The organism is Streptomyces sp. NPDC086777, assembly GCF_040702065.1.
Taxonomy (GTDB): domain Bacteria; phylum Actinomycetota; class Actinomycetes; order Streptomycetales; family Streptomycetaceae; genus Streptomyces.
The window spans coordinates 1-15,119 of the sequence record NZ_JBFBJI010000070.1 but is presented as its reverse complement, the minus strand read 5'-3'; the positions used below and the strand labels follow the sequence as shown (position 1 = coordinate 15,119).

The 15,119-nt window shown below is 74.0% G+C and carries 13 protein-coding genes; 2 read left to right on the top strand and 11 right to left on the bottom strand.

Going from position 1 to position 15,119, the window contains the following annotated elements:
• Positions 1-22: 22 nt before the first annotated feature.
• Positions 23-952, bottom strand: a complete 930-nt coding sequence (locus AB0472_RS44785) for a hypothetical protein (RefSeq protein WP_366365334.1) — start codon at positions 950-952, stop codon at positions 23-25.
• A complete protein-coding gene (locus tag AB0472_RS44780; protein WP_366365333.1) occupies positions 949-1,743 on the bottom strand; it encodes a phosphatase PAP2 family protein in 795 nt (264 codons plus the stop codon). The genes AB0472_RS44785 and AB0472_RS44780 overlap by 4 nt, the downstream gene beginning before the upstream one ends.
• Before the next feature lie 224 nt (positions 1,744-1,967).
• Here AB0472_RS44780 and AB0472_RS44775 point away from each other — a divergent pair, with 224 nt between their 5' ends.
• A complete protein-coding gene (locus tag AB0472_RS44775) occupies positions 1,968-2,582 on the top strand; it encodes a TetR/AcrR family transcriptional regulator (protein WP_366365332.1) in 615 nt (204 codons plus the stop codon).
• A 152-nt stretch (positions 2,583-2,734) separates the two neighbouring features.
• Here the strand turns inward: AB0472_RS44775 and AB0472_RS44770 are convergent, their stop codons facing one another.
• The 3 genes from AB0472_RS44770 to AB0472_RS44760 form a co-directional block, all read right to left on the bottom strand.
• The gene (locus AB0472_RS44770) at positions 2,735-3,826 is read right to left on the bottom strand and encodes a DUF2510 domain-containing protein (protein ID WP_366365331.1); all 1,092 of its coding nucleotides are present in this window, start codon (positions 3,824-3,826) and stop codon (positions 2,735-2,737) included.
• A 160-nt stretch (positions 3,827-3,986) separates the two neighbouring features.
• The gene (locus AB0472_RS44765; protein ID WP_366365330.1) at positions 3,987-5,129 is read right to left on the bottom strand and encodes an anhydro-N-acetylmuramic acid kinase; all 1,143 of its coding nucleotides are present in this window, start codon (positions 5,127-5,129) and stop codon (positions 3,987-3,989) included.
• A gap of 15 nt (positions 5,130-5,144) precedes the next feature.
• Complete coding sequence (locus AB0472_RS44760) at positions 5,145-6,425, bottom strand: MFS transporter (RefSeq protein WP_366365329.1); 1,281 nt, start codon at positions 6,423-6,425, stop codon at positions 5,145-5,147.
• Positions 6,426-6,606: 181 nt separating this feature from the next.
• On the opposite strand from AB0472_RS44760, the gene AB0472_RS44755 reads away from it, so the two are divergent.
• Entirely contained in the window at positions 6,607-9,288 is a 2,682-nt protein-coding gene (locus AB0472_RS44755) for an AAA family ATPase (RefSeq protein WP_366365328.1), read from the top strand.
• A gap of 68 nt (positions 9,289-9,356) precedes the next feature.
• Here AB0472_RS44755 and AB0472_RS44750 read toward each other — a convergent pair whose 3' ends face one another.
• From AB0472_RS44750 to AB0472_RS44725, 6 genes are all read right to left on the bottom strand, one after another.
• The gene (locus AB0472_RS44750; protein WP_366365327.1) at positions 9,357-10,148 is read right to left on the bottom strand and encodes an SDR family NAD(P)-dependent oxidoreductase; all 792 of its coding nucleotides are present in this window, start codon (positions 10,146-10,148) and stop codon (positions 9,357-9,359) included.
• A 49-nt stretch (positions 10,149-10,197) separates the two neighbouring features.
• On the bottom strand, positions 10,198-11,316 hold the full coding sequence (gene pcaD, locus AB0472_RS44745; protein WP_366365326.1) for a 3-oxoadipate enol-lactonase: 1,119 nt from the start codon (positions 11,314-11,316) through the stop codon (positions 10,198-10,200).
• The gene (pcaB, locus tag AB0472_RS44740; protein WP_366365344.1) at positions 11,313-12,644 is read right to left on the bottom strand and encodes a 3-carboxy-cis,cis-muconate cycloisomerase; all 1,332 of its coding nucleotides are present in this window, start codon (positions 12,642-12,644) and stop codon (positions 11,313-11,315) included. The genes pcaD and pcaB overlap by 4 nt, the downstream gene beginning before the upstream one ends.
• A 5-nt stretch (positions 12,645-12,649) precedes the next feature.
• The gene (gene pcaG, locus AB0472_RS44735) at positions 12,650-13,252 is read right to left on the bottom strand and encodes a protocatechuate 3,4-dioxygenase subunit alpha (protein WP_366365324.1); all 603 of its coding nucleotides are present in this window, start codon (positions 13,250-13,252) and stop codon (positions 12,650-12,652) included.
• A 6-nt stretch (positions 13,253-13,258) separates the two neighbouring features.
• Positions 13,259-14,032, bottom strand: a complete 774-nt coding sequence (pcaH, locus tag AB0472_RS44730) for a protocatechuate 3,4-dioxygenase subunit beta (protein ID WP_366365322.1) — start codon at positions 14,030-14,032, stop codon at positions 13,259-13,261.
• A 94-nt stretch (positions 14,033-14,126) separates the two neighbouring features.
• Positions 14,127-15,119, bottom strand: a 993-nt coding sequence (locus AB0472_RS44725; RefSeq protein ID WP_366365320.1) for a thiolase family protein, incomplete at its 5' end; no start/stop codon positions are given.

The window sequence follows — 15,119 nt, the reverse complement described above, 5'->3', positions numbered from 1 at the left end:
CCCCGCGCCCCCTTCGGGGCGTTCAGAGGGCCGTGAGTCTCTTCGGTTCCGCCGGCTGGTGGGGGAGCAGGGTGGGGTCCAGGGCCAGGACTGCCGCGACCGGGTGTTCCTCGTCGGGTTCGGGGGCCGGTGGCGCGGTCACCCGGGTGAGCAGGACCACGCCCCAGGAGGCCAGGCCCGCGCCCGTCAGGGCGAGCAGGATGCCCCAGGCGCCGTCCTGCAGCCCCTGGCCCAGCAGGGTCAGGCCGATGACCGCCGCGGCCACCGGGTTGGACAGGGTGACGACCGCGAGCGGGGCGCCGAGGCCGCCGCGGTAGGCCGTCTGGGAGAGCAGCAGGCCGCCCACCGCGAACGCGGCGACCAGCAGCGCGACCACGATCACCTCGACGCTCAGGGCCGGGCCGGAGCGGTCGGTCGCCGCCACCGTCACCGTCTGGGTGAGGGCCGAGGCGACGCCCGAGGCGAAGCCGGACGCGGTCGCGTGCCGCAGGCCGGGGCGGGCGCCGGGGCGGGACAGGGCGCCGATCAGGGCAGCGGTCGTACCGGCGACGGCGAGGGCCTCGGTGAGGCTCAGCACCTGGTGGGGTGCGGGTCCTGAGGCGGTGACCAGGAGGGCGCCGAGGCCCAGCAGGGTCAGGGCGGTGCCCCGCCACTCGGTGGCGGTGACCCGGCGGCCGGCCGCCCGGGCACCCATCGGTACGGCCGCCACGAGGGTGAGTGCGCCGAGCGGCTGTACGAGGGTCAGCGGACCGTACTTCAGGGCGACGACGTGCAGCAGGGCGGCGCCGGCGTTCAGGCCCACCGCCGCCCACCAGGCTCCGGAGCCGAGCAGCCGGAGCAGGCCGGCGTCGGCGGTCCTCGCGGCGAGGCGCTCCTGGGCGACGGCGGCGGCCGCGTAGGCGACGGCCGAGACCAGGGAGAGGGCGACGGCGACCAGGGCCGGGGCGCTCATCGGCCCGCCCCCACCAGTGCGGGCTCGTCGGAGACGAGGTGCCGGGTGCCGCGTCCGGCCGTGCTGGCCGTGCGGTGCGGCGGGTGGATCAGGGCGAGGGCGGCGGCGAGCATCGCGGTGGCGACGATCGCGTCCAGCCAGTAGTGGTTCGCGGTGCCGACGATCACGAGGAGGGTGATCGCGGGATGCAGCAGCCACAGCCATCGCAGGCGGGAGCGGGTGGCGACGATCAGGCCGATGGCGACCATCAGGGCCCAGCCGAAGTGCAGCGAGGGCATCGCCGCGAACTGGTTGGAGAGGTGGTCGCTGGAGGGCGGCCCGTAGACCGAGGGGCCGTAGACCCGGGCGGTGTCGATCAGGCCGGTCGCGGCCAGCATCCGGGGCGGTGCCAGCGGGAAGGTGAACGGCAGCACCAGGGCGGCCGCGGTCACCAGGGCGAGGACCCGGCGGGCCCAGACGTAGTGCGCGGGCCGCTTGAGGTAGAGCCAGATCAGGAAGGCCAGCGTGGCCGGGAAATGAACGGTGGCGTAGTAGGTGTTCGCCAGATGTACGAGGGTGCCGCCGTGCAGCAGTGCGGACTGCACGTCGACCTCCGAGGGCAGGTGCAGCGTCCGTTCCAGGTCCCAGATCCGGTCGGCGTTGTGCAGCGCCTCGGCGGTGTGGCCGGTGGCCAGCTGCCGCCCGAACTTGTAGACGAGGAAGAGCCCTGCGACGAGCAGGAGCTCACGGACGAGCGGCGGCCGGGCTATCGCGCCCGGCTCCGCTGAAGCAGGCTCGGACTGGGATCTCATCCCAGGCCCCCTTACTGACTGTGGTGCTGTGCGAGTCCCGGGCGGTGGCCCGAACTCTTCGATACGGATGCGTACCGATACGCCACTGTACCGATACGGTCGAGTACCGGTACAGTGGCGTATCGATAGACGTAGGCCACACTGGTTGTAGGTTTCCGCGCCGGCCGAACGGCGGGCGGTGCGGAAGTGATCCGCACGTGATGAACGAGTGAGGAGCAGGGCACATGACGTCGCAGGCCGCGGACGGACCGGACACGGTCGCAGCCACGCGCCGCTCCAAGATCACGCCGGAGCGTGAGCGGGAGTTCTTCGACGCCGTGCTCGAACAGATCCGCGAGTGCGGCTACGACTCCGTCTCCATGGAGGGGATCGCCGCCAGCACCCGCTGCAGCAAGTCCACGCTCTACCGGCAGTGGAAGACGAAACCCCAGTTCGTGGCGGCCGCGCTGCGGGCCAACCGCGAGGTGCGCTTCGGCGGCATCGACACCGGGTCGCTCGCGTCGGACCTCTGCCGGGCCGCCCGGGTCGCGGGCGACTGGTCGCGCAAGGACACCAAGCTGCTCCAGGCCCTGGGGCACGCGGTCACGGCGGACCAGGCACTCGCGCAGGCCCTGCGCGAGGCGCTCGTCGAACCGGAGATCGCCGAGCTACGGGAGATCCTGCGCCGCGCCGTGGTGCGGGGCGAGGTGCCCGCGGACCACCCGGCGCTGGAGTACATCCCCGCCATGATGTTCGGCGTGCTGCGCATCCGACCCGTGCTCACCGGCGAGTACGCCGACGCCGACTATCTCGTCCGTTTCGTGGAGGCCGTCGCGCTGCCCGCACTCGGACTGACATGAGACCCAGGCCGCCGTCCACGGGATGACTGGACGGCGACCTGCTCGCGCCGCACCGTGGGGACGGGGGCGGCGCGCACCCCCCGGCCGGGTGGGGTGCCCCTTTGAGCGGAGGGGCGCTCCACCCGGCCGACTGCTGTCGGGGGCCGGGAGGGTCAGACGTTCGAACCGTTGCCGCTGCCCGAGGAGACCTTGATGCCGCTGGTGATGGTGTCGATGACCGACTCCTTCTGGCCGACGTCGACGCCGAACCGGACCACCACGATCTGCTGGGCGTTCGCGGGCGACGGGAAGGCCAGCGACTCGACGTAACCGTCGGCGCCCTTGCTGGTGATCGCCTTCCAGCGGACCAGGTACCCCTTCTGCCCGGCCACCGTGACCGCCTTGGCGGCCAGCACCTCGTGCGAGGTGATCGAGCCGTAGGTCTTGCCGCCGTACGACTCCTGGGCGTTGGCCGAGATGTCCGCCTTGGCGACCTCCTCGGCCGTGTCCCCCTTGGTGCCCAGCACCACCGCGGGCGCCGAGTAGGCACCGCCGGCGGTGCAGGTCTGCGAGGTGTCGCCCGGGCACTTGTAGGAGTCGTCGGAGCTGACGTTGGCACCGTAGCTGATCGCCTGCCCGGTCCAGCCGTCCGGCACCGGGATGCTGATGGCGTTGATCGAGTCCGACACCGTGCCGCCGCCCTTGACCTTCGGCGCCTCGGACTGGCCCGGCGACGGCGAGGCGCCCCCGTCGGTGCCACCGGAACCGGAGTCGCCGCCCGACCCGCCGCCCGACCCGCCGAACGGGAAGCCCTGGCCGCCGTTCTGCCCGCCGCCCTGGCCGCCGTTCTGCCCCTCGGGGCCGCCCTGGCCGAACCCGCCCTGACCGCCCGGGCCCTGCTGCGAGGCCTGCCGGCCACCGCTGCCGTTGCCGGACAGCGCCCACGCGCCCACCCCGATCGCGGCGAGGACCGCCACGGCGACGCCGACGGCGATGCCGGTACGCAGCCCGCGCCGGGCGGGGGCCGGCGGCTGTGCCGGGTACCCCGGATAGCCCGGGTACGCGGGATGGGCCCCGCCGGCCGGATACGCCGGGTAGGCCGGCTGAGCGCCGTCGGCCGGCGGCTGCGGACCCCAGTCGGCGGCCGACCCGGCGGGCCGGGTCTGCTCCGTCCAGGCCTTGCCGTCCCACCAGCGTTCGGTGGCCGGACCGTCACTTGTCTGCCCGGGATCGGGATACCACCCGGGGGGAGTCACCTGCGTCATGCTCCTACCGTATGAGGCATCGGTGAAAGTCGGATGAGAGGATCCGGCGATGTTCGGACGAGACGATCCGGCGCGGTGCCGGCCGTGTGACGACGGCGTGCTGAGGGCGTGCTGACGGGGTGACGGCGGGGGCGATGCGGACGGCCCGGTCCGGCACGGCTCACTCGATCCGCAGCCGCACCGGCGGCTCCGGTGCCGGCGGCGGCAGGCGCAGTCCGTTCCTCCCCGGGGTCAGTGCGCCCAGGACGCTCGGGTGGCGGGCGCCGGTGGCGGCCGGGGCGGTGCCCGCGAGGCCGTGTGCGGTGAGGAAGCCGAGGACCGCGAAGGCGTACGCCTCCTTCGCCGCGGCGGGCAGCCCGAGTTCGTCCGAGACGCGCACCGGGATCTCCCGGAGCAGGCCGCGCAGCGCCCGCATCAGCTCCGGGTTGCGGGTGCCGCCGCCCGACGCGACCACCTCCGTCGCCGCCACGCCCCGCACGGCGTCCGCCACCGTCCGGGCGGTCAGACGGGTCAGAGTCGCCAGCGCGTCCTCGGCCGACAGGCCCGCGGGCGCCCGCCAGTACCCCGCGTGGAACAGCTCCTTGCCGGTCGTCTTCGGCGCGGGAAGCGCGTAGTACGGCTCCGTCAGCAGCTCTTCGAGCAGCGGTTCGTGCGGACGGCCGCGTGCCGCCAGCGCCCCGTCCACGTCGTACGTCAGCCGGCCGCCGGTGAACTCCCGGACCGCCGCGTCCAGCAGCGCGCACCCGGGCCCGGTGTCGAAGGCCGTGCCGTCGGGCGCGGTGAGGTTGGCGATCCCGCCGAGGTTCAGCGCCACCGGCGTGCCCGGCCGCCCCCGCAGCCACAGCAGGTCGACCAGGCTGACCAGCGGGGCACCCTGCCCCCCGGCTGCCACGTCCCGCGACCGCAGGTCCGCGACGACCGGCAGCCCCGTCGCCTCCGCGATCCACGCGGGCTGCCCGAGCTGCAAGGTGCCGTGCACCCGGCCGCCGTCCACCCAGTGGTAGACCGTCTGCCCGTGCGAGGACACCAGCTCGGCCCGCCCGCCGCACAGCTCACGATTCGCCCGGACCGCGGCCGCGGCGAACGCCTGCCCGATCCGGGTGTCCAGGAGACAGACCCGCGCCAGCGGCACGGCGGCCGGCGGCAGTGCCCCCGCGAGCGCCTCCCGCAGCTCCTCGTCGTACGGCGTGCTCACCATCCCCAGCGGCTTCAGCAGCAGCGTGCCGTCCAGCAGCCGCAGCTCGGCCGCCGCCGCGTCCACCGCGTCGTACGACGTCCCGGACATCAGGCCGATCACCAGCATGGTCCCCACCGCCTCTCAACCCGCCTTCGTGCGCGGCGGCCCGAGCAGCGCGAGCACGCTGACCGCACAGGTCGCCGCCGCGTAGTAGCCGGGAACGTCGAGGTTCCCGGTGCGCCGTACCGCCTCCGTGATGATGAGGCCCGCACAGCCCGAGAACACGGCATTGGACAGGGCGTAGGCGAGTCCGAGGCCCGTGCAGCGGGCCCGCGCCGGGAACATCTCGGCCAGCAGCGCGGGCCCCGGCCCGGCCATCAGCCCCACCACCGCGCCCGCGCCGCACAGGGCCGCGCCCTTCACCGCCGCCGGGGTCCCCGGGTCCCGGAGGAGGTGGAGCAGGGGAAGCGCCAGCAGCACCACGAGCCCGGCGCCCGCCAGCATCACCGGCCGCCGGCCCACCCGGTCGCTGAGCAGCCCCGCCGGCAGGATCGCCGCCGCGAACCCCAGGTTCGCCACCACGGTCGCCAGCAGCGCCGTGCGCAAGCCGGTGTGCAGGGCCGCCTGGAGGTACGAGGGCAGCACCACCAGGAAGGTGTACCCGGCGGCCGACCAGCCCATCACCCGGGCGACGGCCCGCCCGACCGCCCCGACCGGCACCCGCGCGGTGCGCATCGCCCCGGCGGCGGGCTCCCGGAACTCCGGCGTCTCGTCGAGACCGATCCGCAGCCACAGCGCCAGCACGCCCAGCGGCAGCGCCAGCAGGAACGGCAACCGCCATCCCCAGGAACCGAACTGATTTGCCGTCAGGAGAACCGACAGCCCCACCGCCACCCCCGCCCCGCCCAGCAGCCCCAGCGCCACGGTGAAGGACTGCCACGCCCCGTACAGCCCCCGCCGCCCCGGCGGTGCGAACTCGGTCAGCATCGCCACCGCGCCGCCGAACTCCCCGCCCGCGGACAGTCCCTGGACCATCCTCAGGAACGTCAGCAGCCACGGCGCGAGCGCACCGGCCTGCGCGTACGTCGGCAGCACGCCGATCAGCGCCGTCGCCCCCGTCATCAGCGCCACCACCAGGATCAGCACCGGCCGCCGGCCCAGCCGGTCCGCCAGCCGGCCGAACAGGGCCGCGCCCAGCGGACGCAAGAAGAACGCCAGCCCGAACGAGGCGTAGGTGCGCACCAGGGCGTCGACCGCGCTGCCGCCCGCCGGGGTGAAGAACCGCTCGGCGACGACGGTCGCGAGATAGCCGTAGACACCGAACTCGTACCACTCGATGAAGTTCCCCACCGAGCCCGCCGCCAGCGCGCGGAGGGGCTGGTTCCGCTCGCGCACTGCCCGATCTTCGAAAGTCAGCCTCATGTTCCTGCCCGTTGACGGTCCGTCCGCTGCACAGCGGCAGGTCGGGGCCGTCCCGCGTCGTCCGGCCGGACGCGCTTTCACCCGTCACGGCCACAGCTGCCCGGACCCGCCTCCGGACAGCCAACAGGACGGCTACGCTCGTGGTCTGTACGTCGTTCGGGCGACTTGGGGAGGTAGCAGGATGACGGAGGAGCAGCCCCCGGGAGGCGCCCCGGCCCCCCTCTGGGAGCGCGAGGAGGAGATCGCCGCCGTCACCGAGGCCCTCGATCTCCTGTGCGCCGACCGTTCCACCGCCGGGAACCTGCTGGTGATCCGCGGCGAGGCCGGGCTCGGCAAGACCGCGCTGCTGGCCGAGACCCGCCGCATCGCCGAACGCCGGGGCTGCACCGTCTGGTCCACCCGGGGCGTGGAGACGCTGCGCAGCGTCCCCTTCCACGTGGTGCGGCAGCTGCTCCAGCCCGCCCTGGTCTCGCTGCTGCCCGAGGAGGCCCGGGAGTACCTCGGCGACTGGTACGAGATCGCCGGCCCCGCCCTCGGCATCACCGACCCCGGAGACCGCCAGGCCGACCCGCAGGGCGTCTGCGACGGCCTGGTCGCCGCCGTCCGCCGGCTCGCCAAACGCGACTGGCCGCTGGTCCTGCTGATCGACGACGCGCACTGGGCCGACCACGAGACGCTGGCCTGGCTGGCATCCTTCGTCGAACGCCTCGACGACCTGTCCGTCCTGGTCCTGGTGGCCCGCCGTCCCGGCGAGGTCAGCGGCGACAGCGCCCGTCACCTCGACGCCGTGGCCGCCGCGGCCGGCCGCCCCGTCCGCACCATCAGCGCCCTCACCCCGGACGCCACCGCCGGCCTCACCCGCGCCACCCTCGGCGAGCACGCCGACGCCCCGTTCTGCCGCGAGGTCTGGGCCGTCACCGGCGGCAACCCCTACGAGACCGTCGAACTCCTCGCCAAGGTCCAGGACAGCGAGCTGGAGCCCGTCGAGGCCCGGGCCGGCGAACTGCGCGCCCTCAACCGGTCGGCCAGAGGCGGCGGACTCGTCACCCGCCTCGAAGGCCTCGGCGTGGACGCGACCCGGTTCGCCTGGGCCGCCGCCATCCTCGGCACCGGCATCACCGTCGACCTCGTCGCCCAGCTCGCCAGCATGGCCGTGGACGACGCCGAGCGCTGCGCCGAACTGCTGCGCACCGCCCGTATCCTCACCGCGCCCGACCCGGCCGGCTCCCGGCCTCGCACCGGTGACCTGGAGTTCGTCCACCCGCTGATCGCCACCGCCGTCTACAACTCCATCCCGCCCGCGATGTGCACCGCCATGCACGGTATCGCCGCCCAGATCGTCCTGGACGACGGCCGCGGCATCGCCGAGGCCTCCCGCCACCTGCTGAAGGTGCACCCGGACGACGACGAGGAGCTCGTCGAGCAGTTGCGGGACGCGGCCAAGGAACACCTCGCCGTCGGCGCCCCGGACGCGGCCCGCCGCTGCCTCGAACGCGCCCTGCGCGAACCGCCCCTGCCCGAGGTCCACGCGCGCGTGCTCTACGAACTGGGCTGCGCGACCCTGCTCACCAACCCCGCGGTCACCATCGGCCATCTGCGGAGCGCTCTCGGCATGCCGGGCCTCACCGGGCCCGAGCGTGTCGACGCCGTCTTCCGGCTCTCCCAGGCCCTGCTCCACAACGACCAGCTGGAGGAAGCCGTCCACACGGTCGAGGCGGAGGCCGCCCGGCACGAGGAGGGACCCGCCAGACTCCGGCTCCAGGCCGTCCAGTTCATGTGGGAGGGCATCGCGGGGGAGGCCGTCTCCGCACGCCGCTCCGAACGGCTCGCCGACCTGGCCGCCACCTGCACCGGCCGTGACAACTCCGAGCGCGCCCTGCTGATGCTGCGCGGCTTCGACCTGCTGATCCAGGGCGCGAGCGCCGAGGAGGTCGTCGAGCTGTGCGACCACTCCCTCGTCAACGGCCGTCTCGCGCCCGGCCTGGGCTGGACCGACACCGAGTGGGGCATCGAACTCCTGCTGATGCTCGCCAACTCCTACGTCTACACCGACCGGCTCGACCGCGCGGAGAGCCTGTACAACGAGGCCCTGCGCGCCTACGAGTCCTCCGGCTGGAGCGGTGGCCACCTCGCCCTCGCCCATGCCTACGTCGGACTCGGCCACCGCAGGCGCGGCCGGCTCCGGGACGCGGAGACCTCGCTGCGGGAGTCCCTGCGGATCGCCGAGCGGGTCGGCCGCGGCCTGCCCCTGTACTGGACCGCCACCTGCAACCTCGTCGACACGCTGCTCGCCCGCGGCCACGTCCAGCAGGCCTGGGAGACCGCCGAACAGTACGGCTTCGCGCCGCCGTACCCCTCCACCATCGTCATGCCGGACCCGCGGTCGGTGCGCGGCCGGCTGCTGCTCGCCGTCGGGCGCACGGACGAGGCCGTGAACGAACTGGAGTCGGCCGAGAAGGCGGCCGCCGCGCGCGGCCACTTCAACCCCGTGGTGGTGCCCTGGGCGCTCGACCTCGCCCGGGCCCTCGCGAACGAGGACCCGGCCCGGGCGGCGCACCTGGCGAGCGACGCTCGGCGGCAGGCCGAGCGGTTCGGCACGGACACCGCGATCGGCGAGGCGCTGCGGTGCGCCGCTGCGCTGGAGACCGGGCAACGGCAGGTACGGCTGGCCTCGCAGGCAGTGGCGTATCTGGAGGCCTCGCCCTGCCAGTACGAGCACGCGGCGGCCCGGGTGGAGTACGGGATCGCCGCGCGGTCGGTGGCCGAGTTGAACCGGGGGCTGGCGTTGGCTCGTTCCTGTGGAGCCGACGGGTTGGTTGCTCAGGCTCGGGAGGTTTTGGACACGGGAAGGGGGCTGCGGTGACGGGTGCGTTGCGGGGTGCGGATGGATGGGGGCTGATCGCGCAGTTCCCCGCGCCCCTTCGGGGCGCGCTACAGCGCTAGGAGTTGATCAGTCACCGCGGCCAGGCGTTTCTGTACCTCTCGGTCGTATGCCGCCTCGTGGGCCCTGGCCGGACGCGTGCCGTCGAAGTAGCCGCCCGTCCCCAGGTCCTGTGTGGCCAGGGCCAGGACGCCCGGCGCGCCGTCCGCCACCGTGCTCCAGGGCGCCACCCCACCCTCCCGCACCATCGCCGTGTCCATGAAGGTGGCCGGGTGCAGGACGTTCACCGCGACGCCCGTGCCCGCCAACTCCTCCGCGAGGGCGAAGGTATGGGCCGCAAGAGCGAACTTGGACCTGCAGTACGCGGCGAAGCCCTGGTAGCCGCGGGTGAACTCGGGGTCGTCGAAGTCCAGGGGCTCCTGGCCCGCCGAGCCGACGTTCACGATCCGGGCCGGGGTGTTCGCGCGCAGTACGGGGAGAAGAGCTCGGGTGAGGGCCACCGGGGCCAGGTAGTTGACGGCCAGGCGCAGCTCGTGGCCGTCCGTGCTCAGCTCGCGGCCCGAGCCGGGCGGGCCGGCGCCCACGCCCGCGTTGTCGACGAGCACCTCCAGGTCGGGATGCGCGTCGGCGACCCGCGCGCCCAGCTCGCGGACCTGTGCCAGCGAGGCCAGGTCCGCGACGAGCGCCTCGGCTTCGCCCTCGGTGCGCAGTTCCGCGACCAGCCGCTCGGTACGGCCGGGGTCGCGGCCGTGCGCGAGGACGACATGGCCCGAGCGGACCAGCTCGAAGGCGACATAGCGGCCGAGCCCGGAGGTGGCACCCGTGATCAGGATGGTCGACATGCCCTCACCGTAGGCACAGCACCCGCTCCTGTGCCTGTCCCCGCCAGGGTCACCCTTCCTCTTCCGCCAGCACCCGCTGGGCCGTGGCGAACGCCGAGTTGGCCGCCGGGACCCCGCAGTACACGGCCGTCTGCAGCAGCACCGCGCCGATCTCCTCCGGGGTCAGACCGTTGCGCCGGGCCGCCCGCACATGCATGGCCAGCTCGTCGTAGTGGCCGTGGGCGACCAGCGCGGTGAGCGTGATCATGCTGCGTTCACGGCGGGAGAGCGTGGGGTCGGTCCAGATCTCGCCCCACGCGTAGCGCGAGATGAAGTCCTGGAAGCGGGCCGTGAAGGGGGTCTGCCGGGCCTGGGCGCCGTCCACGTGGGCGTCGCCCAGCACTTCGCGGCGGACGGCCATTCCGCGCCCGGCGAAGCCGTCGAGGTGGGAGCGGAGCGCGGTCAGGACGGCCTCGGGGCACTGGGCGGGCGCCAGATGCGCGGCGTCCGGCAGCTCGACCAGCGTGGCCGCGGCGACCGCGTCCGCGATCTCCCGCAGGTGCGGCGGCGGGGTCGCGGCGTCCTGCCGGCCGGCGACCAGCAGGGTGCGGACGGCGATGTCGCCGAGCCGGTCCCGCAGGTCGAAGGCGGCCAGCGCGTCGCAGCAGGCGGCGTAGGCCTCCGGGTCGGCCGTCCGCTGGTCCTCGACCAGCCGCGGCATGGTGAAGCCGGGGGTGAACCAGCGGCTCGGGGCGTTCTCCGCCAGCCACTCCACGCCCTCCCGGCGCACCCGCCCGGCCCGTTCCTCCCAGGATGTGGCGCCGCCGAAGTGGGCCGAGGAGCAGATCACCGCCAGGTTCTCCAGCCGGTCCGGGTGGTGGACGGCCAGGTGCAGCCCGACCGCACCGCCCAGCGACACCCCCGCGTACGCGAACCGCCCGATGCCGAGCGAGTCGGCCAGTTCGAGCACCAGGCCGGCGAGGTCGCCGACGGTCGCCCCCGCCTTGATCAGGCCGGGCGCCGAACCGCCGTGTCCGGGCAGGTCCCAGCGCACCACCCGGTGGGCGGTGGACAGTTCGGGCGCCACGGCGTCCCACAGGGCGTACGAGGTGCCGAGCGAGGGTCCGAGGAGCAGCGGGGGAGCCGAAGCGGGGCCCTCGACGCGGTGGTTGAGGAGGTTCTCGGTCAACGTCGCTCCAGGGCACGGTCGGTGAGCACACCGGCGGCACCGGTGTAGCGGGCGGGGTCGGTCAGGTCGTCGAGGTCGACGTCCTTCAGGTCGGGTTCCCCGGCGAGGAGTTCGCGCAGCGTCCGGTGCTCGGTGCGGGTGCGGCGGGCCAGCTCGGTGAGCAGCTCCTTGGCGCGGGCCCGGCCGAGCACGGGGGTCAGTTCGGCGGAGAGCCGCTCCGAGACGATCAGCCCGTTGGTGCGGCCGAGGTTCCGGCGCATCGCCGCCGGGTGCACCCGCAGCCCCTCCGCCAGCTCCGCCGCGTCCCGCGCCGCGCCTGCGGCGGTCCGCAGCAGATCCCGCAGCGGCTCCCACTCGGCGTGCCAGGCGCCGGCCGGCCGCTCGTCCTCCGCGGCCATCGAGCCGTACAGGACGGCCGCGAGCTGCGGGGCCCGCCGCGCGGCGGCCGCGATCAGCGTCGACCGCACCGGGTTGGCCTTGTGCGGCATCGCCGAGGAACCGCCCCCGCTGCCCTCGGAGACCTCGCCGATCTCGGTACGGGACAGGATCAGCACGTCCGCGGCGGTCTTCCCCAGCGCCCCGGCCGTGAAGGCGAGGCACCCGGCGAGGTCGGCGACCGGCGTCCGCAGCGTGTGCCACGGCAACAGGGGTGCGGCCAGGCCCAGTTCACGGGCGTACGCCGCCGGGAGCTGCTCGGCGTGGTCCGCGCCGTACGCCCCGAAGGCGGCCAGCGTGCCTGCCGCACCGCCCAGTTGGGCGGGCAGCGACTGACGGACCGGGGTCACGCGGTCCCGGGCGTCGAGGACCAGCGAACGCCAGCCCGCCGCCTTCAGCCCGAACGTCGTCGGTACGGCGTGCTGGGTGAGCGTGCGGCCCGGCATCGCCGTGTCGCGGTGCTCGGCGGCCAGCCGGGCCAGCGCCCGCTCGGTCCGCCCGAGGTCGGCGAGTACGAGGTCCAGGGTGCGCGCGGCGACCAGCATCGTCGCCGTGTCCATGATGTCCTGGCTGGTCGCACCCCGGTGCACGTACGGCCCGTACTCCGCGCCGACCGCCTTCGTCAGGTCGGCGACCAGCGGGATCACCGGGTTGCCACCGTCGCGGGCCCGCTCCGCGAGGGCGCCGACGTCGTGACGGCCGGGGTCGGCCGCCTCGGTGACGGCCGTCGCGGCCCCGGCCGGAGCCAGGCCCAGAGCGGCCTGCGCCCGGGTGAGGCCCGCCTCCGCGTCGAGCAGCGCCCGCAGGTAGGCGCCGTCACCCGTCGCGGCCGCGGCGGCCGAACCGGACCACCCGGGACCGAGCAGCCCGGCGTCACCGCCGCCGTGATCCACTGAACTCACTGGAACTCCAGGAAGACCGTCTCGCCCTCGCCCTGAAGGCGGATGTCGAAACGGTAGGTCCCCCGGCCCTCGTCGGCCGCGATCAGCGTGTCGCGTCGCTCGCCCACCCGGGTGAGCAGCGGGTCGCAGGCCAGTGCCGCGTCGTCGCCGGGCAGGTAGATCCGGGTGAACAGGTGCACCAGCAGCCCGCGCGCGAACACGCACACGCTGAGGTAGGGCGCACTGCCGCCGCGGGCGCCCGGCCGCAGCGTCCGCGCGTACCAGTGGCCGTTGGTGTCCGTCTGGATCCGGCCCCAGCCGGTGAACTCCACGCCGTTGCGGCCGAGGTAGTCACCGGTCGCGGGGTCGCGGCGGATCGAACCGTCGGTCGTGGACACGTTCCCGTCCGGGTCGGCGCCCCACAGCTCGACGAGCGCGTCGGGCAGCGGCGTGCCCTCCCCGTCGTAGACGTACCCGTGGACCGTGACCGTGTCCGGGTGCCCGAGCGGAGCGATGTCCTCCCCGCCGCGGAACGGCAGTGCGTAGCCGTAGAACGGGCCGACCGTGTGCGAGGGGGTGGGCAGCACGTGCTCCGGGCCACTCGTGTCGATCTTCGTCATGGCAGGTCAGCGTCCTTCTTCGATCCAGGTGGCGGTGGGGCCGTCCAGCACGATGTCCCAGTGGTAGCCCATCGAGAACTCCGGCACGGACAGGCTGTGGTCGTAGGTCGCGACCAGGCGCCGGCGGGCCGAGTCGTCCGTCACCGACTGGATGATCGGGTCGTACGGGAACAGCGGGTCGCTCGGGAAGTACATCTGCGTCACCAGCCGCTGCGTGAACGCCGTGCCGAACATCGAGAAGTGGATGTGGGCCGGACGCCACGCGTTGAGGTGGTTGCGCCAGGGGTAGGGGCCCGGCTGGATCGTGGTGAAGCGGTAGCCGCCGTCGGCATCGGTGATCGTACGGCCGACCCCGGTGAAGTTCGGGTCCAGCGGGGCGTCGTGCTGCTCCCGCTGGTGGGCGTAGCGGCCCGCCGAGTTGGCCTGCCAGATCTCGATCAGCTGCCCCCGGACCGGCCGGCCGTCCCGGTCCAGGAGCCGCCCGGAGACGGTGATCCGCTCACCGAGGGGCTCCCCGCTGTGCTGCCGGGTCAGGTCATTGTCTATCCCGGTGATGTCCCGCTCCCCGAACGCGGGGGAGTGCAGCTCCACCAGCTCCGGGTCCTTGGCGGTGTCGATCGGGACCAGCGGCTGCTTCGGATGCCGGAGTACGGAGGACCGGTAGGGGGCGTAGTCCCGGCGGGGGTGGTGCTCGACGGGGGCTCCTGCGGCCACACCCTTCTCGTAGGCGGCGTGCTCGGCGGCGATCTCGAGGTCGATGTCGGCCTGGGTGAGTGTCATAAGAGGTCCTAGGTGAAGCGCCCCTGTCCTCAGGGGTGCTGGGGGAGGAACTGCGCGACCAGCCACAACGCACCCGCAGGTGCGCACGGACCGTCTACCGTTCGAGAACGAGCGCGAGGCCTTGACCCACGCCGATGCACAGGGTCGCGACCCCGGTGCCGGAGCCGCGGCGCGCGAGCTGGTGGGCGACGGTCCCGGCGAGGCGGGCACCGGAGGCGCCGAGGGGGTGGCCGAGCGCGATCGCGCCGCCTTGTGGGTTGAGGATGGCGGGGTCGAACTCGGGCCATTCGGCGAGGCAGCCGAGTACCTGGGCGGCGAAGGCCTCGTTGAGTTCGAGGACGTCGAGGTCGGCGAAGGTCTTGCCGGCTTTGGCCAGGGCCCGGTTGACGGCTTCGACGGGGGCGAGGCCGAAGTAGTCGGGGTCGATCCCGGAGACCCCGGTCGCGCTGACGCGGGCCAGCGGTTCCCGGCCGAGCGTCTTGAGTCCCTCCTCGTCGGTGAGCAGCAGCGCTGCCGCGCCGTCGTTGAGCGGCGAGGAGTTGCCGGCGGTCACCGTCCCGTCCTTCGTGCGGAAGGACGGCCCGAGCCTGGCCATCGCGGTCAGGGAGGCGTCGGGCCGTACGGATTCGTCGGCGGCGAAGGCCACCGGTTCTCCCTTGCGCTGCGGGACGGTCACGGGGGCCAGTTCGGCGTCGAACAGGCCCTGTTCCTGCGCGCCGGCGGCCTTGCGGTGGGAGGCGAGGGCGAACTCGTCCTGCTGTTCGCGGCTGATCTTGTGTTTGTCGGCGATGCGTTCGGCGGACTCGCCCAGCGGGATGGTCCACCGCGGCGGCATGTTCGGGTTGACCATGCGCCAGCCGAGCGTGGTCGAGTACAGCTCGGTGTTCCCGGCGGGGAAGGGCCGGTCGTTCTTGGGCAGCACGTAGGGGGCGCGGGTCATGGACTCCACACCGCCGGCCACGGCGATGGAGGCGTCACCCACCGCGATGGCCCGCGCGGCCTGGATCACGGCTTCGAGGCCGGAGGCGCACAGCCGGTTGACCGTCGCCCCGGGCACGCTGGTGGGCAGCCCGGCGAGGAGGGCGGC

Bases quoted from the DNA above. Each gene is read 5' to 3' on its own strand.
- pcaH (WP_366365322.1), bottom strand. From the start codon at position 14,032: ATGACACTCACCCAGGCCGACATCGACCTCGAGATCGCCGCCGAGCAC.
- AB0472_RS44770 (WP_366365331.1), bottom strand. From the start codon at position 3,826: ATGACGCAGGTGACTCCCCCCGGGTGGTATCCCGATCCCGGGCAGACA.
- AB0472_RS44785 (WP_366365334.1), bottom strand. From the start codon at position 952: ATGAGCGCCCCGGCCCTGGTCGCCGTCGCCCTCTCCCTGGTCTCGGCC.
- AB0472_RS44775 (WP_366365332.1), top strand. From the start codon at position 1,968: ATGACGTCGCAGGCCGCGGACGGACCGGACACGGTCGCAGCCACGCGC.
- AB0472_RS44765 (WP_366365330.1), bottom strand. From the start codon at position 5,129: ATGCTGGTGATCGGCCTGATGTCCGGGACGTCGTACGACGCGGTGGAC.
- AB0472_RS44750 (WP_366365327.1), bottom strand. From the start codon at position 10,148: ATGTCGACCATCCTGATCACGGGTGCCACCTCCGGGCTCGGCCGCTAT.
- AB0472_RS44755 (WP_366365328.1), top strand. From the start codon at position 6,607: ATGACGGAGGAGCAGCCCCCGGGAGGCGCCCCGGCCCCCCTCTGGGAG.
- pcaG (WP_366365324.1), bottom strand. From the start codon at position 13,252: ATGACGAAGATCGACACGAGTGGCCCGGAGCACGTGCTGCCCACCCCC.
- AB0472_RS44760 (WP_366365329.1), bottom strand. From the start codon at position 6,425: ATGAGGCTGACTTTCGAAGATCGGGCAGTGCGCGAGCGGAACCAGCCC.
- AB0472_RS44780 (WP_366365333.1), bottom strand. From the start codon at position 1,743: ATGAGATCCCAGTCCGAGCCTGCTTCAGCGGAGCCGGGCGCGATAGCC.